The organism is Achromobacter animicus (assembly GCF_040775605.1).
Classification (GTDB): domain Bacteria; phylum Pseudomonadota; class Gammaproteobacteria; order Burkholderiales; family Burkholderiaceae_B; genus Achromobacter; species Achromobacter animicus.
The window spans coordinates 3,024,557-3,051,357 of the sequence record NZ_JAYGJK010000001.1 but is presented as its reverse complement, the minus strand read 5'-3'; the positions used below and the strand labels follow the sequence as shown (position 1 = coordinate 3,051,357).

Here is a 26,801-nt window from a genome sequence, read left to right as displayed (position 1 = left end):
ACATCAACCGCCGCCGGGTACCTGAAGTTGCAGCACCGCCTTGTCCGTTTGCGGCTGGTTGATGTGTGCGAAAAACGGGTAAGGCTCCTTCCGTCCCCTGGAGCTGACAATGACATCTGGCCACCGGCATGGCTATTTCCCCGTTCCCCTTCATCTGAACTATGTCTGGCGCGTCCTCGCGCTGCTAATGCTGCCCATGCCAGCCGCGCTGGCATGCACGACTACCGGCGCCAGCATCCTCTGCAATGACGCATGGACGCTGTTGAACCCGAACACGGTCACCAGCAGCGCCAACGACGTTTCGGTATTGGTGACGCCGGCAGGCCAGTCCTCAGGGCCTTTGGTCGCACTGCCGGGCTCGGCCGCTGTCAAGCTGACCGGGCGCAACACCACGCTCACCAACCAGGGACTGATCGATCCCACGCTGTCCCTGGCGGCGGTCGGCACCTCGGGCGCGATCATGGGCAACGCGTCAAACGCCGGCGCAGTGCGCGTCAACAACAGCGGCACGTTGTACGGCGCCGGCCTGTCGGTGCTGGGTCTGCAGGTGCTCACCACGCTGGACGGCGCCGCCCTTTCCCTGCGCAGCAATGCCACGGGCAGCATCAACATCGACAACTCGGGCACGATCGGCCTGAAACCGGGCCTGCTTTCCCTGTCGTTGCTTAATCTCAGCCCCGTCATTGCGGCCTATGGCGGCGCGCCGGTCACCGTGAACAATGCGGCGGGCGGTGTCATCAACGGCCGTGTGGGCCTGGGCCGATCGGCCACCGGCAACAGCTTCGTCAACGCGGGCACGATCAATGGCAGCGTGAGCATGGGGCAAAACAGCACCAACACGTTCACCGCCGTGACCGGGTCAACCATCTCGGCGGGCGGCCCGGACGTGGGCGTCGACCTGGCCGTGGCCGGCCTGGACGTCAGCATCGCGCTGGGCTTTGCCCAGGGCGGCACGGTGGACGGCGGCGCGAACGGCAACAACACGCTGGTGTTGCAAAACCCCGGCGCAACCGGCACCACCGGCACCGGCACGGCAAGCTCGACGGTGTACCGCAACTTCAACAACCTGCGCGTCAATGGCGGCACCTGGACGATCAACGGGCCGCTGGTCAGCGGCCAGACCACGCTGAACGGCGGCCTGGTCAACTTCGACAGCAACACCGCATTCGGCGCTGGCACGCTTGTCGGCAACGGCGGCGCCATTGCGCCGGCCACGTCGGGGCTGTCGTTGGCGAACGCCATCCAGCTCAATGCGGGCGGCCTGGGCGTCCAGGGCACGAACAACATGACGCTGGCCGGCAACATCTCCGGCGCCGGCGCGCTGGACAAGTCCGGCGCGGGCGTCCTGACGCTCAATGGCACGAACACGCACATTGGCGGCGTGCGGCTCGGCGGCGGCGGATTGGCGCTGGGCGGCAACAGCGCGCTGGGATTGGGCGACCTCGTTGTGTACGGCGCGTCGTCGCTGCAGCCCGGCAGCGCCACCAGCCTGTCCAACAACATCGTGCTCGGCGCCGACCTTGCCCTGACCAACCCCTCCGCCCTCACCCTTTCCGGCGCGCTGTCGGGCGGCTCGGCGCTGGTCAAGAGCGGCGCCGGCATCCTGACCCTCACGGGTGCGAACTCGCATGCCGAGACGCGCATCAGCGCCGGTGGATTGGTCGTGGGCAACAACACGGCGCTGGGCGCGGGGCCGCTCACCGTCAACGGTGCGGCGACACTGGCCTCATCAACCAGCGTCGCGCTGCAGAACGCGATGGTGTTGAACAATGCACTGACGCTGAACGGCGCCGAAACGCTGACGCTGAACGGGCCGATCAGTGCCGCGGGATCGCTGGTGAAGACCGGGCCTGGGGTGTTGAACCTGAACAGCGCCAACACCTATGCGGGCGGCACCACGCTGGCTGGCGGCACGGTCAACGTGGGCGCGTCCGGCGCCCTTGGCACCGGCTCGGTCACCGTCAGTGGCGCGACCACCCTCGCCGGTTCGGGCGTGGCGTTGGGCAACAACTTTACGCTCGGCAACGCGCTGACCGTGGCTGGCGCCAACAACCTGACGCTCAACGGCACGTTGTCGGGCGCCGGCGGCACGCTGGTGAAGACAGGCACCGGGTCCTTGACGCTGAACGGCACCAACAGCTTCGGCGGCGGCACGCTTGCGGCGGGAACGATCATCGCAGGCGCGAACAACGCGCTGGGCACCGGCGTGGTCAACGTGACCGGCGCGGCTGCCGTGGACAGCACTGCGCCCGTCAGCCTGGGCAACCAATTCGTGCTGGGCGACCGGCTCACCGTGGGCGGCAGCCAGGCGCTGACCCTGGCCGGGGCGCTATCGGGCGGCGGCACGCTGGTCAAGAACGGCAATGCGAACCTGAGCTTGTCTGCCGTCAACACGCACTCCGGCGGCGTACTGCTCAACGCGGGCCAGTTGACGCTGGCGAATGCGCAAGGCCTGGGCTCCGGACTGCTTGACGTCCGAGGCCCGGCAACGCTGGCCGCGGGCAATCTGACCGTGGACAACAACGTCCGCCTCGGCAACACGCTGGGCATCGCCACCGGCGGACAGGCGTTGAACCTGTCGGGCAACCTGTCCGGCGGCGGCGCCATCGCCTTGAACGACGCCGGCACGTTGACCCTCTCGGGCAACAACACGCATGGCGGCGGGGTCGCGCTGAACGCGGGGACGCTGATCGCCGCCAGCGACACCGCGCTGGGCAGCGGCACACTGGCCGTCGGCGCAGACGCCACGCTGCAGAGCACGGCGGCGCGAAACTTCGTCAACAACGTTGCACTGACCGGCAACCTGACGGTGGCCGGTGCGAACGATGTCGGCTTGGCCGGCGCGATTGCCGGACCCGGGCGCGTGGTGATGAACGGCCCGGGCACGCTGACACTGTCGGGCGCCAACACGCATGGCGGCACAACCATCAGCAGCGGCACCGTGCTGGCTGGCGCGGGCAGCCTGGGCGCAAGCGTGCTGAACAACTCGAAGCTTGTGATCGGCCAGAACGTGGATGCGACTTACGCGGGCGCGATCAGCGGATCAGGCAGCGTGGACGTGGCGGCCAACGCGCAGACGCTGGTGCTGAGCGGCAACAACACATTCAACGGCGGTTTGAACCTGTTGTCCGGCACGGTGGAGACGCGCGGCGGACAGGCGCTGGCTGACAGCGTGGCCGTAAACCTGGGCGCCGGCACGGTGTTGCGGCTGGCGGACAGCGAGACGTTCGGCTCGCTTGCCGGCGCCGGCCGGCTGGACCTGGGCGCTGGGGCGACGGTGCAGATGGGGCAGGACAACGCCAGCTCGATTTTCGGCGGCGCGCTGACGGGCGCGGGCAATGTGGTCAAAAACGGCACCGGCACGCTGACGCTTACGGGCAACAGCACGCAAAGCGGCTCGTTCGACCTGGTGTCCGGCGGGCTGGACGTGAACGGCAGCCTGGCCAGCACGCAAGTGAATGTGGGCGCCGGCGCGACGCTGGCGGGCTCGGGCGTCCTGAGCGGCGCGACGACGATTGCCTCGGGTGGCGCGCTGTCGGCCACATCAGGCCAGACCCTGACGCTAGGCGGACTGACGCTGAATCAGGGCTCGCAGTTCAACGTGGCGCTGGGCGCGCCGCAGTCCTCGCCGCAGACGCTGGTGCAGGTCAACGGCAATCTGACGCTGGACGGTGACCTGAACGTCACCGACAAGGGCGGCTTTGGTGAAGGCGTGTACAGGCTGATCACCTACACCGGCCAGCTCACGGACAACGGGCTGGCGCTGGGATCACTGCCCCCGGGCACCGTGCCGTCGAATCTGCAGATCCAGACCGCCGTGAACCAGCAGGTGAACCTGGTGGTGCAGACCACGGGCAGCAGCGTGCAGTTCTGGAACGGCGCCAAACAGCTTGCGGATGGCACGCTGGCCGGCGGTGCAGGCACCTGGCAGGCGGGTTCGACCAACTGGACCAATCAGGCGGGCGCGCTGACCCAAAGTTGGGCGGGCAACTTCGCGGTGTTCGGCGGCGCGTCGGGCGGCGCGGTCACTGTGGCCGGCGAACAGGCCGTGACCGGCATGCAGTTCTTCACCGACGGCTACGCGCTGCAAGACGGCGCAATCCGCCTGGCTGAGGGCCCCAACAATTTCCGCGTGGATCCGGCGCTGACCGGCACGGTGAACAGCGTCATCCGTGGCGCTGGCGCGCTGAACAAGCGTGACCAAGGCACGCTGGTGCTGGGCGGCGCGAACGAATACACCGGCGGCACGCAGATCAGCGAAGGCGTGCTGCAAGTCAGTGCCGACAACAATCTGGGCGCCGCGGGCACGGGTCTGGCCTTTGCCGGCGGCACGCTGCGCGTGACCGGCACCGGCTACACCGGCACCTCGCGCGCCATCGACATCGGCGCCGGCGCGGGCTTCGACATCGCCGATGCCGGCAATGTCTTTACCCTGAACCAATCCCTGTCCGGCGCGGGCCGCATCACCAAGTCGGGCGCGGGCACGCTGGCACTGGGCGGCAACAACGCCGGCATCGGCGGCGTGACGCTGGCGGACGGCACGATTGCCGCGGGCAGCAACACGGCATTGGGCTCGGGCGTGCTGAACGTCACGGGCGGCGGCGGACTGAATGCGACAACCGCCGTGACGCTGGCGAACGACGTCGCCATCGGCGCGGGCGCGACGTTGACCAATGCAGGCACGAACGACCTGACGCTGAACGGCGTGGTGTCGGGCGCGACCGGCTCGCTGGCGAAGGCAGGTAGCGGCACGCTGACGCTCGCCGGCAACAACACCTATGGCGGCGGAACGGCGTTGATCGGCGGCGCCATCCGCGTCGGTAGCGACACTGCGCTGGGCGCGGGCGCGCTGAACGTAGCCGGCGCGTCCAGTCTGTTGTCCGACGGCACGCATGCGCTGAACAACGACATCGTGCTGGACGCAGCGCTGACGACCGGCGGGGCCGGCAATCTGACGCTGAACAACACGATCTCGGGCAACGGCACCCTCATCAAGTCGGGCGCGGGCACGCTCACGCTCAACGGCGTGAATGCGTACGCAGCCACACGTTTGGACGGCGGCCGTCTGGTGCTGGGCAACAATGACGCGCTGGGCGCGGGCGCGTTGACCGTCACGGCCGACGCCGCGGTGGACAGCGCCACCGGCCTGACGCTGGGCAACGCCATCAATGTGGCATCGGGGGCCGATCTGACGCTGGCGCAATCGCAGGACGCCACGCTGCTCGGGACCATCAGCGGCGACGGCGGCCTCATTGCTGGCGGCGCGGGCACCACGTTGACGCTTTCCGGCGCCAACACGTACACGGGCGGTACGCAACTGAACGGTGGCAACCTGCAGCTGGGCCAGAACGGGTCGCTCGGCACCGGCGCCCTCCTCGTCAACGCCGACGCCGGCCTGTCGGGTACGACGGGCGGCCCGGCGTTGAACCTGATCAACGACGCGACGCTGAACGCGGCCCTGAACGTGACCGGAGACCGCGACATCACGCTGAGCGGCGTGGTTGATGGCGCAGGTTCGCTGACCAAGAGCGGCCCATCGGCGCTGACGCTTGCCGGTGCAAACACCTATACCGGCGGCACCACGCTGGCCGCAGGCGCCTTGCGCGTTGGAGACGATGCGGCGCTGGGGACCGGCGATCTCACGGTCAACGGCGCGGCGACGCTGGGGTCGACCCAGGCCGTGACGCTGGTCAACAACGTCATTCTGGGTCAGGCGCTGAACCTGGATACGACCAACGGACTGCGCTTTGACGGCGAGGTTTCCGGAACCGGCGGTCTTGCCGCCGCCGGCGCGGGCTCGCTGACACTGGCCGGCGCCAATACTTACGCGGGCGGAACGCAGATCGATGGCGGAACGCTCCAGGTCGGCGGCGATTCGTCGCTGGGCACCGGCGCCCTGACGATTGGTGGCGCGGCGGTTCTGCAGGGGCTGAGCACGCCGGTGACGCTGACCAACGCCGTGGCGTTGAACGGCGGCCCGCTCGAAGTGTCGGGCGCGCAGAACGTGACGCTGGCGGGCGACGTGTCCGGCACGGGCGGTCTTGCCAAACTGGGCGCCAACACGCTGACGCTGACGGGCGAGAATACCTATCAAGGCGGGACGACGCTGGGACAAGGCCTGATCGTGGTTGGATCGGACCGGGCGTTGGGCACGGGTGCGCTCACCGTCTCGGGCGATGCGGCGCTTGACACGGCCGCCGCCACGACGCTGGCAAATCAGATCGCACTGGCCGGCGGCGACCTGACCGTGAACGGCAGCCAGGATCTGACGCTGACGGGCGACATCAACGGCGGCAACGCATTGATCAAGAACGGCGGCGCGACACTGACGCTGTCGGGCGATAACGGCTACGCCGGCGGCACGACGCTGTCGGCCGGCACGCTGGTCGCGGGCAGCAGCACCGCGCTTGGGACGGGCGCGCTGGATGTCACGGGTAGCGCAACGCTATCGGCGGCCGACGGCGTGACGCTGGCCAACGCCGTGGCGCTGACGGACTCGCTGACGGCGGATGGCGCGGGCAATTGGACGCTAGCTGGCGACATTACCGGCAACGGCGCACTGGTCAAGACCGGCGCTGGCACACTGACGCTGGCCGGCAGCAACAGCTACGCCGGCGGCACGCAGCTCCAGGCCGGCGCCATCACCGGCGACACCGACAGCATCAACGGACCCGTCGTGGCCAGTGCGGGCACCACCCTCACCTTCGATCAAGCCGCCGCGGGCGCCTACGCTGGCGCGCTGTCCGGCGCGGGCAATCTGGAAAAGGCGGGCTTGGGCACGCTGACGCTCGGCGGCAGCAACGCGCTGACCGGTGGCGTCGGCGTCGCGCAAGGCACGCTGGTCACGCAGGGCAACAACCTCTTCGCTTCGGCGTCCGGCGTGCGCATTGACGACGGAGCCACCCTGCAACTGAGCGGGTCCGAATCCATCGCAGCGCTTTCCGGCGCGGGCAAGCTGCAGGTGGATGGCAGCCTGGGGCTGGGCGGCGCGGCGGATAGCGTCTTCGGTGGCGATCTGGCCGGCGCGGGCAGTATCGCCAAGACCGGCACCGGCTCGCTGGCGCTGAACGGCGCCAGCAGCCACTCGGGCGTGTTCGACATCAACGGCGGCACGGTGAACCTGGGCGGCACGCTGGCCAGCAACACGGTCAACGTCAACGGCCCGGCCGCCACCCTTACCGGCACCGGCACCGCCAACGGCAACGTGAACGTGAACGACGGCGGCCGGATTGCGGTGAGTTCGGCCGCGCCGGGCGCGCTGACACTCGGGTCGCTGACGCTGGACAACGCGTCCTTCATCGACGCGCAGCTGGGCGCGCCCAACGCGGGCAGCCTCATCAACGTGCACGGCAACGTCGATTTGAACGGCACGCTGAACATCGATGGCACACCTGACTTTGGCGTGGGCGTGTACCGCATCATTGCCTACTCGGGCACGGCGACGTCGATGAACCTGGCGCTGGGCACCCTGCCGCCGGGCGTCATCACGCTGCAGACCAACGTGGCCGGCCAGGTGAACGTCCTGAACGAGTCCCAGGCTGGCGAAATCCAGTTCTGGCAAGGCGGCACGGGCACCTGGGACGCAACGACCCAGAATTGGGCCGACGCCACCGGCACGGCTGGTACGTGGGGCAGCCGCTTCGGCGTTTTTGAAGGCACTGCGGGCACGGTCACGCTGGCCGGCACGCAAGGCTTCCAGGGCCTGCAGTTCTCAACCGATGGCTACACCCTCACCGGCGGCGCGCTGAACGCGCTGTCTGGCAGCGATGGCGTTGCCACCTTGCGCGTCGAACCGTCGATGACGGCAACGCTGGACACAACCCTCCAGGGCAATACGACCATCGCCAAGCGCGACGGCGGCACCCTGGTCTTTACGCAGGCCAACAGCTACGTCGGCGACACGCGGCTGGAAGGCGGCGTGCTGGAGATCAGCGCGGACGACCAGCTTGGCAACGCCGCCAATCGCGTCGTCTTCGATGGCGGCACGTTGCGCTACGCCAATACCGCGCCCGGCACGACTGCACGGGAGATTGCGCTGGAAGGCACAGGCGCCATCGACGTTACCGGCGGCGCGCTCACCGCGTCAGGCACGATATCGGGCGCCGATCCCGCGGCCACGCTCACCAAGACCGGCGCGGGCACGCTGGTGCTGGCAGGCGTCAACACCTACGCGGGCGGGACGGTGCTGCAAGACGGCGAGATCAAGGTCGCCTCGAACACGGCACTGGGCACCGGCCTCTTCACGGCGGCCGACGGCACCACCCTGTCGAACGACATCGCCGTCGCGCTGGCGAACGATGTCGCCCTGCAAGGCGGCGTGACGGTCGCGAACGGCGCGGACATGACGCTGTCCGGCGATGTATCGGGCGCGGGCGGCATCATCAAGACCGGCCCCGGCACCTTGACGTTGTCAGGCGCGAATTCCTACGAAGGCGGCACGCGCCTGAATGCCGGCCAGATCACCGTGGGTGCGCCGGGCGCGCTGGGAACCGGCACGCTGACGGCGGCCAACGGCACGGCGCTGGACGCGTCGGCGCCCGTAGCCCTGGCCAACGACGTGCAGCTCGACGGCACGCTGACCTTGCCGGGCAGCGCCACGCTGACGCTGAATGGCGACATCAGCGGGACTGGCGGCCTCATCAAGAATGGGACGGACACGCTGGCGCTGAACGGCGCAAACAGCTTTCAGGGTGGCGTGGCGCTCAACAGCGGCACGCTCGCGCTGGGCAGCGATACGGCCCTGGGCGTCGGGCGGCTGACCGCGGCCGACGGCACCACGCTCTCGGCCAGCGTCCCGGTCAACGCCAGCAACGCCATCACGCTGGCCGGCACGACGACGATCACCGGCGCCGATTTCGGCCTGTCTGGCGACATCGACGGCGCGGGCGGACTGGTGAAGACCGGCGCCGGCGTGCTGACGCTGTCCGGCGACAACAGCTACCAAGGCGGCACGCAGCTTTCCGGCGGCACGCTTGCCATCGGCAGCGACACCGCTTTGGGCACGGGCGCGCTGACCGCGGCGGGCGGCACCACCCTGCTGGGCCTGGGCGCGGCGCTGACCAACGACGTGCAACTTCAAGGTCCGGTCACCGTGGGCGGCGCGGGCAACCTGGCGCTCAATGGCGTCGTGTCGGGCTCCGGTCCGCTGACCAAGGATGGAACGTCGACGCTGACGCTGGGCAACGCCAACACCTACGACGGGGGCACCGTGCTGGCCGGCGGAACGATCATCGCGGGCAACAACGCCGCACTGGGCACCGGCGGCCTGACCGTCGCGGGTGCGGGCACGCTGCAGGCCGGCGCGCCCGGCATTGCGCTGGGCAATGATATTGGACTTGGCGCGCCACTGACGGTGTCGGGCGTCAACGACCTGACGCTGGCCGGCAACATTACCGGCCCCGGCAGCCTCATCAAGACCGATGCCTCGACCCTGACGCTGACGGGCCAAAACCAGTACACGGGCGGCACGACGCTGGCGGGCGGCACGCTGATCGGCGACACCAGCAGCCTTACGGGCAACATCGCCACCTCGACGGGCACGTCCGTCGTCTTCAACCAGGCGCCGGGCAGCGGCACGTACGCCGGCGCCATCACCGGCGGCGGTGGACTGGTCAAGGACGGCGCGGGCACGGTCACGCTGACGGGTCCCAATGCCTATACGGGCGGCACGGTAGTCAACGCCGGCACGCTGGCCGGCAACGCCACCAGCCTGCAAGGCAACATCACCGTGGTGGACGGCAGCGCCATCGTGTTCAACCAGAACGGCGCCGACGGCACCTATGCCGGCAACATCAATACGGTCGGCAACAACACCGGCACGCTGACCAAGGACGGCGACGCGTCGCTGACCTTGACCGGCTCCAATAACGTTGGCGGCGGCACCACGGTCAACAGCGGCACGCTGCTGGTCGACGGCACGCTGACCGGTGGCCCCGTCACGATCAACCCCGGCGGCAATCTGGGCGGCTCGGGCTCCGTCGCGGCAGACGTGGAATTGGAGGACAACGCGCGACTGGTGGCAGGCACCCCCGGCAATCCGATCTCGTTTGCGCGCAGCCTGGCGCTGTCCAACGGGACGCAGCTCGACTTCACGCTCGGCACGCCGAATTCGGCCACGACGGCCGTGACGGTGGCCCAGAACCTGCGGCTGGATGGCGTGCTGAACATCACGGACGGCGGCAACCTGGGCACGGGCGTCTACCGCCTGTTTGCCTACGGCGGCACGCTGACGGACAACGGCGTGCAGTTCGGCACGCTGCCGTCCAGCCTGGCCACCGCTGACCTGCAACTGCAGAACCAGCCCAACCAGATCAACCTGGTGCTGCAGACGCAACCCGGCGAGATCCAGTTCTGGAACGGCGCCAAGACCACGCCCGACGGCATCATCGCGGGTGGCACCGGCACGTGGAACGCCGCGGGCACCAACTGGACCGACACGGCGGGGACCACCGCCGACCGCTGGAACGGCAAGTACGCGGCTTTCTCGGGCGCGGCGGGCACGGTCACTGTCGAAGGCGCGCAGAACGTGACCGGCCTGCAGTTCCTGACCGACGGCTACACGCTGGAACCGGGCGCCGCCGGCGCCATCGCGATCGCGCAGGCACAGACGCCGGTCCGGGTTGAAAGCGGCGCCACCGCCACGATCTCCGCGCCCATCACCGGCGCCGGCGGCATCGAGAAGCTGAACGGCGGCACGCTGGTCCTGGACGGCATCAACACCTACACCGGCAACACCGCCATCCGCAGCGGCGTGCTGGAAGTCAGCGCCGACGAGCAGCTTGGAAACGGCGGCGCCGTGTCGCTGGACGGCGGGACGCTGCGCATCGCGGACTCGGCCTTTGCCACGACGGCGCGCAACATCTCGCTGGATGGCGTGGGCGGCGGCATCGATGTCGTCGCGGCGGGTCAGACCTTCACGCTGAACCAGGCCCTCAACGGCACCGGGGCGCTCACCAAGCAAGGAGACGGCACGCTGGTGCTGAACGGCGCCAACGGCTACACCGGCGGCACGGTCATTGCCGGCGGCACGCTGGAAGGCAGCAGCACCAGCATCGCCGGCGCGGTCAGCACGGCGGCCGGCACGACGCTGCGGGTGAACCAGTCCACGGACGGCGTCCTGGCCGGCCCGGTCAGCGGACAGGGCCAATTGGTGAAGGAAGGCGCCGGCGCATTGACGCTGGCCGGCGTGTCGAGCTACAGCGGCGGCACGCAGATCAATGCCGGCACGCTGATCGGCGACACGTCCAGCCTGCAAGGCGCCATCGCCAACAACGCGGCGCTGGTCTTCAACCAGGGCGCGGACGGCGCGTTCAGCGGGACGTTGTCCGGCAGCGGCAGCCTGGTCAAGCAAGGCAGCGGCACGCTCGCCATCAACGGCAGCCACGCGTACACCGGCAATGCCACGATCGAGGGAGGCACGGTCGTGCTGGGCAGCGCGCAGTCGCCCGCCACGCTGCCCGCGTCCGTCCAGGTCAGCCCCGGCGCCACGCTGGCCGGCACTGGCACCATCGCGGGGCTGGTCAACGCCGGCACGGTCCAAAGCGCGCCCGCTGCGGGCGGCGGCCTGAAGGTCAGCAATAACTTCAGCAATGCCGCCGGCGCCACGCTGGCCGTAAATGTGGGGCCCAGCGCGGCCACCAACCTGCACGTGGCCGGCACCGCAACGCTTGACGGCGAATTGCAGGTGACCAACACCGCGCCACTGACCGCAAACAGCGCCTACACGGTGGTGACGGCGGACCAGGGCGTGCAAGGCACCTTCGCCTCGACGGCCCTGCCCCAGCTTGCCTTCCTGGACGGCGCGGTGATCTACGACCCCAACAACGTCACGGTGACCTTCCAGCGCAACGACACCGGGTTCGAGACGGTTACGGACACGGCGAACCAGAACGCGGTGGCGCAGGCATTGGGACAGATCGATCCGGACTCCCCGCTGTATTCGTCGATCGTGGGATTGAGCCGGGACGAGGCACCGGAGGCTTTCAAGCAGTTGTCGGGCGACAGTCACGCGTCGTTGTCGTCGGCAATCGTGCGCAGTTCGGAATCGGTGCGGACGCTGCCGCTGAATCACCTGCGCGACAGCCTGCGTAGCGAAGGCCGCGGCCAGGACGGCGCGTGCGGCGAACCCGGCCGCAGTGCCGGCGGCTACGCCGAGCGCTTCTCGTGCCAGCGCAATGTGTGGACCGAGGTGCTGGGCAACTGGCAGAGCCAGGACGGCGACGGCAATGCGCCCAGCTATCGCCAGCGCACCGGAGGCGTGCTGGCCGGCGGCGACATCCGGGTCGGTGACGGCTGGCGCGTGGGCATCGCGCTGGGCTACCAGGACAGCACGATCTGGCAGGACAGCCGTAATGCCAAGGCAGACGTGGACAGCTACAGCGTCACGGTGTTCGGCGGCAAGTCGTTCGTCCAGCCCAGCGGCAATGCGTGGAACGTCATGGCCGGCGCGGCGTACAGCTGGCAGGACATCGAGACGAAGCGCAACCTGGCCATCGGCGGCGCAAGCCAGGAGCTGAAGGCGGATTACCGCGGCAACACCACGCAGATCTTCGGCGAGCTGGGCTATGCCATGCCGGTCTCACCGAATGCGACCGTCGAACCCTTTGTCGGCGCCGCGTGGATCAAGCAGCGCATGGGCGGCTTCTCGGAAGACGGCGGCTCCGCGGCGCTGTCGGCAGACAGCCAGAGCAACGACATCACCACCACCACTGTCGGCTTGCGCGGCAACCTGGACACGCAGATCGCGGGCGCGCCCGCCCGCCTGCGCGCCACGCTCGGCTGGCGCCACGCCATGGGAGATGTAGACCCCGACCGTACGATGGCCTTCGGTTCGGGTCCGGCGTTCACGGTTGCGGGCACGCCCATCGCCCGCAACGCCGCAGTGGCTGAAGTGGGTGCGGAAGTCGCCGTGTCCAAGAACGCCGCGATCGGCCTGAGCTACCAGGGCCAGTTCGGCAGCGGCAGCCGCGAGAATGCGGGCTTCCTGAACGTGCGCTGGAACTTCTGACGCACGCGGCGCCATCCGGCTGGTATCCGGATGGCGCCTGTCCGACCCGCTGGCGGCCGAGGGCGCAATGCCTTCGGGCGATCCGTTCGGGCCGCATTGACACCCTTGATTTAGGCGCTTTACGCTACCCCGCACTCGTGGTCCAACCGGGCGTGGTTCTGCCCTGGCGCACCAAGGTGCGGGAGGCGCGTCATGACGCTGAGCAAACCTGGCGCATTCGCGTGCGCGTTGCTGATGCTGGCTTTACTGGCGCCGGCCGGCGCGCTGGCCGCATGCAGCGACAAGACCTTGCGCGGGATGGCCGACGCGGGTCGCAGCGTGACCACAATTGCCAAACGCTGTGGCATGAGCGCGGCGGCGGTGAAGGAAAGGCTGGGAGCGGGCGACGCGAAAGCCAGCCGCGCGCCTGCCGAAGCAGTGACGCCGCGCGCGACGCCTGGTGCGGAAACGCGCGCGGCGGCGGCAGGATCCGCCGCGACTTCTGCAGCGCAGTCCGCCGAAAACGCCGCCGAAAAGCCCGCAGCAAAATCCGCGGCAGCTGCCGCGACGAGATCCGCGGCAACGGCGGCCACCGCGCCGTCGGCCAGCGCCGCCAAACCGTCGGGCAAGGCGCCGACCGAGCCGCAGAAGCACCCGCCGGGCACCGTGCTGGAGCTTTGCGGATGCTACGGCAGCATGGAATACGGCTTTACCGAGCCGAACGAGCAGTGCGTCAGCGGCTTGGCGGTAGCGACGCGGTGCCCGGGCTATTGCCCGGTGAACCGGTCGCCGTGGCGCCGCATCTGCAGCTGAGGCGGTCGCCCGCCCCGCCCTTCGATCAATCGGCCGCGCTGGCCTGCGGCTGATGCGGCCGCGCATGCACCTGGTCGATGCGCAGCCCGTCACGACGCGTCACCTCAAAGCCCCAGTCACGCAGCATCACGGTGTCGCCCGTTTCCGGGATCCGGCCGCCCGCGCGCAGCAGGCACCCGGCCAGCGTCGCATCGGGGTAATCGTCGGCAAGCGCCGGCGCTTCCAGCAGGCGCGCCGCTTCGTCCACGGACAGCCGTCCGCCCAGCAACCACGAACCGTCGGAAAGCTGCAAGGCTTCGGGCTGGTCTTCCTGGTGCTCCGGCATGTCGCCCGCCACCGCTTCCAGCACGTCCATCGGCGTGACCAGGCCTTCGCACACGCCGTGTTCGTCCACGACGATCAGCATGTGATCGCGCGAGGCGCGCAGCTCATCCAGCACCTTCAGCACCGGCGTGGTTTCCATTACGTAGCGCGGTTCGCGCGCCAGTTCCACCAGGTCGATCGGGCCGGGGTTCTGCAGCAGCGGCAGCACTTCCTTGAAGTGCAGCACGCCCAGCACGTTGGCCGGGTCGCCCGCGCACAGCGGCAGGCGCGAATGGCCGGAAGCGAACTTGCGCACGATGACGTCCGGCGTGTCGGCAACGTCCAGCCAGATCATGTCGCCGCGCGGGACCATGATGGAGCGGATGTCGCGCGCGCCGATGGACAGCACGCGTTCGATCATCGAGCTTTCCTCGGGCGCAAAAGCGGGCTCGTCGCCGGCGCCGTCGACCAGCGCCACCACTTCGTCGGCTTGCGACACGGGTTGGCCGGCGCGGCCGCCGCGCAAGAGGCGCAGCACGGCCTGCGCCGTGCGTTGACGGCGGCCCAGCGCATGCGTGCCGCGGGCGCGATTGCGGCGCGCCAACTGGTTGCACAGCTCGATCAGGATCGAGAAGCCGATGGCCGCGTACAGGTAGCCCTTGGGAACATGGAAGCCCAGGCCTTCGGCGACCAGGCTGAAGCCGATCATCAGCAACAGGCCCAGACACAGGATCACGACCGTCGGGTGGCGGCCCACGAAGGCCATCAACGGGCGGCTGGCCAGCATCATGACGGCCATCGCGACCACCACGGCGATCATCATGATGCTCAGGTCCTGCACCATGCCCACGGCGGTAATGACCGAGTCCAGCGAGAACACGGCATCCAGCACCACGATCTGCAAAATGACCTGCCAGAACACAGCATGCTGCGGCTTCTGCGCCTGGTCATGGCTGGCGCTGCCTTCGACGCGTTCGTGCAGCTCCATCGTCCCCTTGAAGAGCAGGAACAGGCCGCCCAGGATCAATATCAGGTCGCGTCCGGAAATCTCGGCGCCCATCACCGTGAACAACGGCGCGGTCAACGTGACCACCCACGCAATACTGGCCAGCAGGCCCAGGCGCATCACCAGCGCGAGCGTCAGGCCGATCAGGCGTGCGCGGTTGCGTTGCTCGGGCGGCAGCTTGTCCGCCAGGATCGCAATGAACACCAGGTTGTCGATACCCAGCACAATTTCAAGCACGACCAGCGTCGCCAGGCCAAGCCAGGCGGTAGGGTCGGACATCCAGTCGAAAATCATCAGGTTTCCACGGAAAACGTAAGCGGACGCGCAAGCGATGCGCGTCGGCGGGAAGGCGTAGTGTCAGGAGCGCGCCGCAAAGGCTGCACAGGCGCGCCGACGGGCACGGCCTGGCGAGGCGGCGCGCGGCCGCCGAGTCGCGGGGTGGCCGCGGAGACGCTGGGGAATGCGGCGCGCAGGGAAACAGCCCTTGCCGCGGCAGTGTGGGGAGAAGATAACGGGCGCCGGCAGATCCGCGGCGCCCTGCTAGGAGGAGGGTCTTCGTTCATAGATGGCGGATGGCTCCAGGCTGCCGGGGCAGCAAAAAGTCGGAATATCCGCCGCGCTCTCTTTCTTACAGGACCCTGAATATTACCTGAATCGGAAATCCACGCGACTAGGGGATGTCACCACCTTCATTGGCCGCGCGGATCCGCCGTGCCGCCAGAACCCGATGACGCGCCCGACCCCGGCATGCCGCCGTGTCCCGTGGACCCCGTATTGCTGCCCGGCGTCCCCTTCGCCCCGCGCGTGTCGGTGCCGGCGTCGTCCTGCCGAGGACTCGACCCGGCACGCGATGCATCGCGCTTGCCGTGATCGCCCTTGTCTCCTTGTTTGGATTGGTGCGGCATGGACTTCTCCTGTGCCGGCGTCTTCGGCGTGCCCGCCTTGCGATCCGGTTGGGTCTGGCTGCCGATGCGGCTGTCAGGCGTGGTCGTCTGCGCCTGTGCGACTAGCGTTTTTTCAATGCGCTGCGCGGAAACGCTGGTGGCAAGCAAGCCGCTCATCGCCGTAGCGCACAGATACAGAATCGGTTGTTTCATGGTTGCTCCTTCGTCGACAACGGTGACACACTGGGCCCCAGGCCAACGAGCTGACGCGGGATCTCTTTTCATCCAGGGGCAAGTCGCGTGCCTGCCTCGCCATGGAGAAAACCATGAGTGATAAACCTGTACCCGGCCGGCGGGGGCTGCTCAAAGCCCTGGCCGTCGGTGTCCCCGGCGCAGCGTGGGCGCCCCGCGCGATCAGCGCCCCGGACCCTGCCTCCCCCACTCCCCATCAAGAAGGTGCCGCCACGGGCGGCGCCGCCAACCGAACGCTCAAATTTTTCAACGCGCAGGAAGCCTTGACGATGGATGCCATCGCCGCGCGCCTGATTCCGGCCGACGACCTGGGGCCGGGCGCCAAGGAAGCTGGCGTGACGTTCTTTCTGGACGGCCAGTTGGCCGGCGCCTGGGGTGCGGGCAGCCAGCTCTACCGGCAAGGCCCGTTTGAACAAGGCACGCCGGAACAGGGCTACCAGCTGTCGTTCACGCCGGCCGAGATGTTCCGCCGCGGACTTGCCGCGCTGGACGCCGCCGCGCGCAAGCAGGACGGCAAGCCTTTCGCCGAGCTGGACGCCGCGCGGCAGGACGCTTGGCTGCGCGACATGCAGGAAGGCAAGCCGGATTTTTCGCCATTGCCGTCAGGCGTGTTTTTTCAGGCGCTGCTCGAAGGCACGATCGAAGGCTTCTTTTCCGACCCGCTGTACGGCGGCAATGCCGACATGGTGGGCTGGAAACTGGTGGGATTTCCCGGCGCGTTTGCCTCGTTTTCTAACGATATCGAACGCCACGGCGTGATCTGGGCCGGCCAGCCGGTGTCGATTGCCAACGCCGTGGGCCACACGATGACGCCGGGAGGCAAGCATGGCTAAAACGCTGCCTGCGGTAGACGTGGCAATCATCGGCGGCGGGTGGACCGGCGCCATCATCGGCAAGGAACTCGCGGCCGCCAAGCAGCGGGTCGTGGTGCTGGAACGGGGCGAGGCGCGTTGGCCCTCGCCCGATTTCCAGGGCCCCAATGTCCACGACGAACTCAAGTACACGCGGCGCCATGAACTGCACCAGGACGCCGCGACGGAAACCTACACGTTCCGCAACAACACGGACCAGAAGGCGCTGCCGATGCGGCGCTGGCAGTTCGCCTACCCCGGCACGCATCTGGGCGGCGCGGGCAATCACTGGTCGGGCGCCTACTACCGCTTCGATCCGACCGACTTCGTCATGCGCAGCCATTACAACGAACGCTATGGCAAGGACATCTTCGACAAGGAGCTGACCTGTCAGGACTGGGGCGTGACGTACGACGAACTGGAGCCCTACTTCGACCGCTTCGACTACCTGATCGGCGCGTCGGGCCAGGCCGGCAACATCAAGGGCGAAAAGCAGGAAGGGGGCAATCCGTTCGAGCCTTGGCGCTCGCGCCCCTACCCCAACCCGCCCATGAAGGTGCCCTACGCGCCCGCGCTGTTCGGCGAGGCCGCGCGCAAGCTGGGCTATCACCCTTACGTGCAGCCGTCCGCGCTCTGCACGCGGCCGTACGTAAACTCCGAAGGCCTGCACATGAGCGCGTGCGTGTACTGCGGGTTCTGTTCGAACTTTGGCTGCGAGCACTTTGCCAAGGCCTCGCCGCAGGTCTGCATTCTGCCCGTGGCCATGAAAATGGAGAACTTCGAGATCCGCACCGGCGCGCACGTGCTGCGCGTGGAGCTGACTCCGGACAAGAAGCGCGCCCGCGGCGTGACGTACGTGGATGCGGCCGGCGAAGAAGTCTTTCAGCCCGCGGACATCGTTTTCCTCTGCGCATTCGGCATCAACAACGTGCGCCTGCTGCTGCTGTCCGGCATCGGCAAGCCGTTCGATCCGGTCACGAACACCGGCGTCGTGGGCCGCAACTACACGCACCAGACCACCTCAGGCGTGAATCTGTTTTTCGATGAGTCGGTCAATATCAACCCGTTCATGGGGGCCGGCGCGGTGGCGGTGACGATGGACGACTTCAGCGCCGACAACTTCGACCACGGGCCGGTGGGCTTTGTGGGCGGCGGCTATCTGCAGATCCAGGTGGTCAGCGGCGCGCCCATCGGTTTTCATCCGACGCCCAAGGGCACGCCGTCGTGGGGATCGGAATGGAAGAAGGCCGTCGCGCGCCACTACAACCATGCGGCGAACATCACCATCACGGGCTCGGCGCAGCCGTGGCGCGGCGGGTATCTGAGCCTGGATCCCACGTACAAGGACGCCTGGGGCCTGCCGCTGTTGCGCGTGACCTACGACTTTCCCGACAACGACATCCGCATGTCGGCGTTCCTGACCGAGAAAGGCGATGAGATCGCACGCGCCATGAAGGGCATCGCCCGCACCGAGCCCGGCCCGCGCAAGCGGCCGTTTTCGGCCACGGCCTACCAGTCCACCCACCTGACGGGCGGCGCGGCCATGGGCGATGATCCCAACACCAGCGTCGTCAACCGCTACGGACAGTCGTGGGACGTGCCCAACGTGTTCGTCACGGGCGCGGCTTTGTTTCCGCAAAACTCGGGCTACAACCCGACCGGCACCGTGGGCGCCACCGCCTACTGGATCGTAGAGAAAATCAAGGCGGACTATCTGCGTTCGCCGGGCCCGCTGGTGTCATCATGAGCGAACATCGCAAAGGCATCTTTTTCACCGTCGGGCTGATGATCGCGGTGCCGGTCATCACGCTGGTCGCCACCGGCGTCCAGATGATGGGCGCCGGCGGCGACGAGGCGATCCGGGCCTCCGCCGTGCCGCAGCCGCCGCCACCGGCAGCCAGCCCGGCGCCGCAGGTGGCGGCTGGCCAGGCCGCCGCGCCTGCCGCACCGGCAGCAGCACCTTCGGCAACAGGCACAACGCCTGCCGCCCCTGCCGCTCCGGGCGCAGCTCCCGCCCCGATGAAACCCGTGCCCGGACGCAGCGCCACCGATTTCACCGCGTCGCGCCCTGACTGGGAAAAATGGCTGAACGAGGCCGATCCCGAAGCGGGCAAGCAGCTTGCCGCCAACGGCAAACCCGGCGCCGCGGTGCAGGCCTGTGTGGCCTGCCACGGCCCCGCCGGCATCACGCCAACCGGCGGCATCTTCCCCAACCTGGCAGGCCTGCGCAGCGAATACCTGGCCAAGCAACTTGCCGACTTCCGCTCGGGCACGCGCGTGCAGCCGCTGATGAATTCGATTGCCCGCGCGCTGACCGAACAGGAAATCGGCCAGGTGGCGGCCTACTACGGCACGCTTGCCGGACCGCCGCTGCACGTGGGCGAGTTTGGCGGCGAGGCCGCCCGCCGGCTGGACGTTGACGGCGACGGCGCTCGCGCGCTGCCCGCCTGCGCCAACTGCCACGGACTGCGCGGCATGGGCGAAGGACCGCTGCTGCCGCGTCTGGCCGGTCAATCGCGCGAGTATTTCACCGACCAGATGAACGCGTTTCGCAATGGCTCGCGCCAGAACGACGACGTGGGCGTGATGCGGGCGTTTTCGCAACGCCTGACCGATGCCGAGATCCAGGCGCTGGCGGCGTACTACGCGGGGCCTGCGCCTGCGCCGCGCTAGTGTCGATGGCGTCATGACGGCGTAACGCCCCAAGGGAGTACAATCGCGTCCGCCGCACCCGCAATGGGTGCGCGGCTGCGACGCTGTCGCGATCCCAGATGGACCCGGCCTGCCGGGTGGCTCGGCCGGGCGCCTATCCCTCGGACAACTCTCAAGCACCACGGGCGTTCGCCCTCATTTGCCATAGTCGGCTGCCGCACTCCGCTGCCGCGCACACCGGCAACGCGACCCACGCCTGGCGCTTGTTCAATTCAGCTTAGCCAATCAATGTCAGTTCTTTCCAAGCTTCGTCGCGACTGGATGGCCAATCCGCGCGCGGACATTCTCTCGGGCGTGCTCGTCGCCCTTGCCCTGATCCCCGAAGCCATCGGCTTTTCCATCATCGCCGGTGTCGACCCTCGCGTCGGCCTGTACGCCTCGTTTTCCATCGCGTTCATCATTTCTTTCATGGGCGGGCGACCCGGCATGATCTCGGCCGCCACGGCCGCCGTCGCGGTGCTGGTTGCGCCGCTGGTGCGCGATCACGGCGTCGGCTACCTGTTTGCCGCGACGGTGCTGATGGGGGTCGTGCAGATCGCAGCCGGCTTTTTGCGGCTGGACCTCCTGATGCAGTACGTGTCCCGGTCGGTCGTGACCGGCTTCGTCAACGCCCTCGCCATCCTGATCTTCATGGCGCAGTTGCCGCAGCTGATCGGCGTCACGTGGGTGACCTATGCCATGGTGGCCGCCGCGCTGGCCGTCATCTACCTGCTGCCGCGCCTGACCACCGCCGTGCCGTCGCCGCTGATCGCCATCATCGTGATGACGGCCGTGTCCATCTTTGCCGGCCTGGACGTCAACACGGTGGGCGACATGGGCACGCTGCCGTCGGCCCTGCCGTCGTTCGCAATTCCCGACGTGCCCTTCACGCTGGAGACGCTGCGCATCATCCTGCCGTACTCGCTGACGATGGCCGCGGTGGGCCTGCTGGAATCGATGATGACGGCGCAGATCGTGGACGACATGACCGACACGCCCAGCGACAAGCGGCGCGAATGCAAGGGCCAGGGCATCGCCAACCTCGTCACCGGCTTTCTGGGTGGCATGGGCGGCTGCGCCATGATCGGCCAATCGGTCATCAACGTGCGCGCCGGCGGCCGTACGCGGCTGTCGACCTGCGTGGCGGGCGTCTTCCTGCTGTTCCTGATCGTGGCGCTGGGCCCGTTGGTGGCGCGGATTCCGATGCCGGCGCTGGTGGCCGTGATGATCATGGTGTCCATCGGCACCTTCAACTGGCGCTCGCTGCGCAACCTGGGCTCGCATCCGTGGCAGTCGTCGGTGGTCATGCTGGCCACCGTGGCCGTGGTGGTCTGGACGCATGACCTGGCGCGCGGCGTGCTGGTCGGCGTGGTGCTGAGCGGCCTGTTCTTTGCCGGCAAGGTGAAAGGGCTGCTCGACGTGGACGCGTCGCTGTCCGAGGACGGCCGCACGCGCACCTACCGCTATGCCGGCCAGATCTTCTTCGCCTCCGCGTCGCGGTTCTCGGCGGCGATCGACTTCCATGAGGACGTTGACCGCGTGGTGATCGACTTGTCGGCCGCGCACTTCTGGGACATCTCGGCCGTCGGCGAGCTGGACAAGGTGACGCTCAAGCTGCGCCGGGCCGGCCGCCAGGTCGACGTCGTGGGGCTGAACGAGGCCAGCGCGACGCTGGTCGGCCGCTACGCGCAGCCGGGCGCGTCCGCGGGGCATTGACCCGCGCCGCGCCTGTCATCTGGCCTAGGTTTCGATGAAGGCCAAATTCAGGCGGCGAGCCGCGTGACGACCGCGGCTGGATCCCAGCGGCGGCCCGGCACGGCCGCCAGCAGCGCCTGCGTGTAGGGATGGGAGGGATTGCTGAACACGTCGGCGCACACGCCCTCTTCCACGACGCGGCCCGACTTCATGACGGCGATGTGGTCGCAGACCTGCGCGGCCACGCGCAGGTCGTGCGTGATGAAGACGATGGACAGGCCCAGTTGCTCGCGCAGCCGGGCCAGCAGCGCCAGCACCTGCGCCTGCACGGATACATCCAATGCCGACACCGGTTCATCGGCGATCAGCACTTGCGGCCGCATCGCCAGCGCGCGCGCCAGGCCGACGCGCTGGCGCTGGCCGCCCGAAAACTCGTGCGGAAAGCGCCGCACGGCATCAGGCGACAAGCCCACCAGTTCAAAGAGTTCCTGCGCGCGGGCCAGCGCCTCGCGGCGCGGCGTGCCATGCACGATGGGGCCCTGCGCCACGATCTCGCCAACGCGCTGTCGCGGGTTCAGCGATCCGTACGGATCCTGGAACACCATCTGCACGCGCTGCGCATGGGCGCGGCGGGCGCGCGCGCCCTTGAACGACAGCGGCTCGCCGGCCAGCGTAATGTCGCCGCCATCGGGCGGCAGCAGTCCCAGCAGTGTGCGCGCCAGCGTGGACTTGCCTGACCCGCTTTCGCCCACGATGCCCAGCGTGCCGCCGCGCCGCAGCGTCAGCGTCACGTCGTCCACCGCGTGCGTCACACGGCCGGGCCGGCCGAACCAGCCGCGCTTGCGGTAGGTCTTGGACAACCCCTGCGTGGTCAGGATCGCAGGCGCGTTCCCGTCAAGGTCGACGCGGACCGGCGCGGGCGCCAGCGGCGGCACCGCGGCGATGAGCGCGCGGGTGTACAGATGGCGCGGATGTTCCAGCACCTGGTCGGCCGTGCCGCTTTCCACCAGTTCGCCGCGCTGCATGACGGCGACGCGGTCGGCAATCTCGGCCACCACGCCAAAATCGTGCGTAATGAAAAGGACCGCCGTACCCTTGCGGCGCTGCAGGTCGTGGATCAGATGCAGGATCTGCGCCTGCGTCGTGACGTCCAGCGCGGTTGTCGGTTCGTCGGCAATCAGCAGCGCCGGTTCCAGCGCCAGCGCCATGGCGATCATCGCGCGCTGCCGCTGTCCGCCCGACAGCTCGTGCGGATAGGCGCCCAGCGCCTGCGCGGGGTCGGGCAGCCGGACGGATTCCAGCAGGTCCAGCGTGCGCTGACGGATCACGGCGCGCGACAGCCGCGTGTGCGTGCGGAACACCTCGGCGATCTGGTCGCCGATGGTGCGCAGCGGATTGAGCGCGGTCATCGGTTCCTGGAAGATCATGCCGATGCGCTGGCCGCGCAGCCGGCGCAGCGCATCGGGCGCAAGCTTCAGCAAGTCCTGCCCTTCCCAGAGCACGCGGCCGGCGCTGGCATGCACCCCTTGCGGCAGCAGGCCGAGAATCGTGCCGGCCGTCAGCGATTTGCCCGATCCGCTTTCCCCGACGACGCAGACGATCTCGCCCGGGTTGACCGCCAGCGTCACGCCCTTGAGCGCATGCGGCCGGTCGGCGCCGGGCGGCAGGTCGACGGTAAGGTTTTCGATGCGAAGCAGTTCGGTCATGATCGTTTCAGCCTGGGATTGAGAGCGTCGTTCACCCCCTGCCCGACCAGCGATATCGCCAGGACGGTCAGCAGGATGGCAATGCCGGGAATGGCGGACACATACCACTGGACCCGGATCACCCCGCGGCCGCCGCCGATGAGGTTACCCCAGGACGGCACGTTGGGGTCCGACAGGTTCAGAAAGGCCAGCGCGCTTTCCAGGAGGATCGCCGTGGCCATGATGACGCTGGCGTAGACGATCACAGGCGGCAAGGCGTTGGGCAGGATCTCGCGGAAAATGATGCGCAGGTCGCCCATGCCCAGCGCCCGGCCTGCCTGCACGAACTCGCGGGTCTTGAGCGTCAGGAATTCAGAGCGGGTCAGCCGCGCCACCGGCGGCCACGACACCAGCCCGATCGCCAGCACCACCGTGCGCAGGTCCGAGCCGAACACGGCCACCAGCACCAGCAGCAACAGGAAGTTGGGCAGGATCTGGAAGGCCTCGGTCACGCGCATCAGCAGGTCGTCGGCCAGGCCGCCGTAATAGCCCGCCACGGCGCCCAGCACCACCCCGATCAGCACCGACACGACCGTCGCGGCAAGGCCGATGGCCAGCGTGACGCGCGCACCGTGCAAAATCTGCGCGGCGATGTCGCGCCCCACTTGATCGGTGCCCAGCAGAAAGCGCGCGTTGTCGCCGGGCCACTGAAGCGGACGGCCGGCCAGACTGAGCGGATTGCGCGGATACCAGAAGTCGGCGCCCAGCGCGGCCGCGCAGACGGCCGTCAGCAGCACCAGGCCCAGCACGGCGACGGGGCTGTGGAAGTAACGGCGTAGCGTTTCCATGGTTCAGCTCCGGACAATGCGCGGGTCAAGCCGCGCATACAGCAGGTCGACGATGAAGTTGATGGCGATCACCAGCAGCGCGGACACGAACACGATGCCCAGCAAGGTGTTCAGGTCGCGCTGCACGACAGATTCGTACGCCAGGCGGCCCAGGCCGGGCAAGGCGAAGACGCTTTCGACCACGACCGACCCGCCCAGCATGGTCCCGGCCTGCAGGCCCAGCAGCGTCACCATCGGCAGCAGCGCATTGCGCAGCATGTGCCGCGCCACGACTGCCGTTTCGCGCAGCCCCTTGGCGCGGGCGGTGCGGATGAAATCGTGCGAGGCCACTTCCAGCATCGATGCGCGCATGATGCGCAGGTAGATGGCCAGAAAGATCAGCGCCAGCGTCGCGGTGGGCAGGATCAGATGCCACGCGATGTCCAGGATACGGGTCAGGCCCGTGTAGCCGGACGCAATGGTCTCGAACCCACCGGCCGGCACCCAGTCCAGCCACACCGCGAACACGAAGATGCCCATCAGGCCGAACCAGAACGATGGCGTGGCGCAGAACACCAGCCCCAGCGTCGAGATCAGCCCGTCGGCCCAGCCGTTGACGCGCCGCGCCGCGACGACGCCCAGCGCCATGCCGCCCGCAAAGGCGAACGACAGCGCCGATCCCATCAGCAGCAGGGTCGCCGGCAGGCGCTCGGCGATCACGGCGGCCACCGGCTTGCCATAGATGGCGGAATAGCCCAGGTCCAGATGCGCCAGCCGCCACAGATAGTTGCCCAGGCGCGCGCTGGCTGACTCGTCCAGTTGGTAATGCGAGCGCATGGCCGCAATGGTGGCGGGGTCGGCGCCACCAATCTGCGCCACCAGCGCGTCAACGGTATCGCCGGGCGCCAGCTGCAGCAGCAGGAACAGGCCCGCCAGGATGATCAGAAGCGCGGGCGCCGCCGCCAGAAGCCGCCGCGCCGCAAGAGTCAGGAACCCCATGCCGCGGTCCTAGGCCGACAGCCAGGCGTCATGCCAGTCGCTGGACGGCCAGCGCGCATTGTTGTGGCCGTTCTGCAGCTTCCAGCTTGCCACTGAATAAAACTGGCGTTCGGTCGCCATCCAGATGGGCAGCTCGTCGTTGACGGCCTGCACCCATTCCGCGTACAGCGCGCGGCGGCGGGCCGCGTCGATTTCGGACGCGGCGTCGTCGATCAGCTTGTCGACCTTGTCCGACTGCCAGCCGTACTGGTTTGTCCAAGGCGCGCCCGCCGGGCTGCCCGATCGGTACCAGACCGTCGTGGACACCGCCGGGTCGCCGCGGTACTGGTGCCAGCCCGTGGCGATGTCGAAGTTGTGTTCCTTATAGACGGAAGACAGCGCGCCCGCGATGTCGTACTGCACGATCTCGACCTTGATGCCCACGGCTTCCAGCGACTGCTGGATGAAGGTCGCCAGCAGCGGCACGTCTTCGCCGTTCTGGATGGGCACCAGCTTCAGCGCGAAGCGCACGCCGCCGGCGCCGCGCTTGTACCCGGCCTCGTCCAGCAGCGCCTCGGCGCGCTTGACGTCAAACGGATACGGCGGCTTGCTGCCCGCCGGGAAGAAGGCCTCGGACGACGACGGAATGGGGCCGGTGGCCGGCTTGCCCAGCCCATACAGGAAGTTCTCGATAAAGAATTCGATGTCGATTGCATGGACAATGGCACGGCGCACGCGCACGTCGGCCAGTTCCTTGCGGCGGAAGTTGAATTCCAACGTGTTGTTGAACACGTTGGCCTCCAACCCCTTGCTGCGCACCTCGAACTGCGGGTTCTGCTTCAGGCGGTCCAGGTCGGCGAGCGTCAACTGCGAATAGGCGCTGAGCTGAAGCTGGCCGGTTTCCAGCGCGGCCGTGGCGGCCGACTTGTCCGTGATGATGCGCCAGACCACGCGGTCCAGATACGGCTCGCCCTTGCGCCAGTAATTGGGGTTGCGCTCGGCAATGATGAACTGGCCGCGCTGGTACTGCACGAACTTGAACGGGCCCGTGCCGACCGGCGCGGTGTTCGCCGGGTTCTCCAGCACGTTGGTGCCTTCGTACAGATGGCGCGGGACGACATAGCCCAGATCCGCCAGCGCGCGCAGCAACAGGTCCAGCGGCATCGGCCGGCTGTAGCGGAACACCGCCGTATGCGCGTCGGGCGTATCGACTGCCTCCAGATAGAGCTGCAGCGCGGTGCCGAAATTCAGGTGCTTCTTCCACAATTCCAGCGCGTTGTACTGGACATCAGCCGACGTGAACGGCTTGCCGTCGTGCCAGGTCACGCCTTCGCGTAGCTTGAACGTGATGGTCTTGCCGTCGGGGTCGGCGGTCCACGCGGTGGCAAGCTGCCCGACGGGTTTGCCGGCCGCATCCAGGTCCACGAGCGATTCGATGATCTTGCTGGTAACGATGTACACGCCGGTCGAGGCGCGCAGCGCGGGATTCAGGATCCGCTGCTCGGACCCAAGGTGCACGTTCAGCACGCCGCCATGACGCGGCGCGGCGGATTGCGCGAAGATCGACGTGGGAAATGCCATCGCGGCGGCAAGCGCCCCGGAAGACAACAGGAACTCGCGGCGGGTGGTGCGCATGTCGGACTCTAGTTCTACCTGGTTGGAAGCTGCGGATCTTAGGCCTGCGCGACATGGCTTGAGAAATGCTGATTTCTCATTTGCTCATGCGTCCCCCCGTATCGCCGCCGACAGAACAAGTCGTGTCGCTTCACGTTTCGTTACTCGCCGGGCACGCCACTTGCTCAAACCGACGGATCGCATCTGCCGGAGTTTT

12 protein-coding genes and 1 other annotated feature are annotated in these 26,801 nt (G+C 68.2%); of the genes, 6 read left to right on the top strand and 6 right to left on the bottom strand.

Annotated elements, in window-relative coordinates; translation table 11 throughout:
* The first annotated feature begins 109 nt into the window (after nt 1-109).
* Together AB3147_RS13750 and AB3147_RS13745 are read left to right on the top strand one after the other, a co-directional pair.
* Nucleotides 110-13,006: an autotransporter-associated beta strand repeat-containing protein gene (locus AB3147_RS13750; protein WP_367352154.1), complete on the top strand. Its 12,897-nt coding sequence runs from the start codon at nt 110-112 to the stop codon at nt 13,004-13,006.
* 192 nt (nt 13,007-13,198) lie between these two features.
* Nucleotides 13,199-13,798, top strand: a complete 600-nt coding sequence (locus tag AB3147_RS13745; RefSeq protein WP_367352153.1) for a hypothetical protein — start codon at nt 13,199-13,201, stop codon at nt 13,796-13,798.
* Between the two features lie 25 nt (nt 13,799-13,823).
* On the opposite strand, the gene AB3147_RS13740 is transcribed toward AB3147_RS13745, so the two are convergent.
* Together AB3147_RS13740 and AB3147_RS13735 are read right to left on the bottom strand one after the other, a co-directional pair.
* Nucleotides 13,824-15,401, bottom strand: a complete 1,578-nt coding sequence (locus tag AB3147_RS13740; protein WP_175121557.1) for a TerC family protein — start codon at nt 15,399-15,401, stop codon at nt 13,824-13,826.
* Nucleotides 15,402-15,796: 395 nt separating this feature from the next.
* On the bottom strand, nt 15,797-16,204 hold the full coding sequence (locus AB3147_RS13735) for a hypothetical protein (RefSeq protein WP_367352152.1): 408 nt from the start codon (nt 16,202-16,204) through the stop codon (nt 15,797-15,799).
* 113 nt (nt 16,205-16,317) lie between these two features.
* Between AB3147_RS13735 and AB3147_RS13730 the strand changes: the two genes are divergently transcribed.
* From AB3147_RS13730 to AB3147_RS13715, 4 genes are all read left to right on the top strand, one after another.
* On the top strand, nt 16,318-17,076 hold the full coding sequence (locus AB3147_RS13730) for a gluconate 2-dehydrogenase subunit 3 family protein (RefSeq protein WP_367352151.1): 759 nt from the start codon (nt 16,318-16,320) through the stop codon (nt 17,074-17,076).
* Nucleotides 17,069-18,841 carry a GMC family oxidoreductase gene (locus AB3147_RS13725; RefSeq protein ID WP_175136521.1) on the top strand — a complete coding sequence of 591 codons (1,773 nt, stop codon included), beginning with the start codon at nt 17,069-17,071 and terminating at the stop codon, nt 18,839-18,841. Before AB3147_RS13730 ends, AB3147_RS13725 begins: the two co-directional genes overlap by 8 nt.
* The gene (locus AB3147_RS13720) at nt 18,838-19,767 is read left to right on the top strand and encodes a c-type cytochrome (RefSeq protein WP_286896350.1); all 930 of its coding nucleotides are present in this window, start codon (nt 18,838-18,840) and stop codon (nt 19,765-19,767) included. Before AB3147_RS13725 ends, AB3147_RS13720 begins: the two co-directional genes overlap by 4 nt.
* A gap of 97 nt (nt 19,768-19,864) precedes the next feature.
* Nucleotides 19,865-19,917 (top strand) — a sequence feature (sul1 is cis-regulatory element that is thought to sense ions involved in sulfur or methionine metabolism; They are found in Alphaproteobacteria).
* Nucleotides 19,918-20,034: 117 nt separating this feature from the next.
* Nucleotides 20,035-21,501, top strand: a complete 1,467-nt coding sequence (locus AB3147_RS13715) for a SulP family inorganic anion transporter (protein ID WP_367352150.1) — start codon at nt 20,035-20,037, stop codon at nt 21,499-21,501.
* 47 nt (nt 21,502-21,548) lie between these two features.
* On the opposite strand, the gene AB3147_RS13710 is transcribed toward AB3147_RS13715, so the two are convergent.
* From AB3147_RS13710 to AB3147_RS13695, 4 genes are read right to left on the bottom strand one after another with little or no spacing between them, the layout of a single operon-like run.
* The gene (locus AB3147_RS13710; protein ID WP_367352149.1) at nt 21,549-23,186 is read right to left on the bottom strand and encodes an ABC transporter ATP-binding protein; all 1,638 of its coding nucleotides are present in this window, start codon (nt 23,184-23,186) and stop codon (nt 21,549-21,551) included.
* Nucleotides 23,183-24,013, bottom strand: coding sequence for an ABC transporter permease (locus AB3147_RS13705; RefSeq protein WP_367352148.1), 831 nt, complete (start codon nt 24,011-24,013; stop codon nt 23,183-23,185). Before AB3147_RS13705 ends, AB3147_RS13710 begins: the two co-directional genes overlap by 4 nt.
* Nucleotides 24,014-24,016: 3 nt before the next feature.
* Nucleotides 24,017-24,991: an ABC transporter permease gene (locus tag AB3147_RS13700; protein WP_367352147.1), complete on the bottom strand. Its 975-nt coding sequence runs from the start codon at nt 24,989-24,991 to the stop codon at nt 24,017-24,019.
* Between the two features lie 9 nt (nt 24,992-25,000).
* The gene (locus AB3147_RS13695; protein WP_367352146.1) at nt 25,001-26,605 is read right to left on the bottom strand and encodes an ABC transporter substrate-binding protein; all 1,605 of its coding nucleotides are present in this window, start codon (nt 26,603-26,605) and stop codon (nt 25,001-25,003) included.
* Between the last annotated feature and the right edge of the window lie 196 nt (nt 26,606-26,801).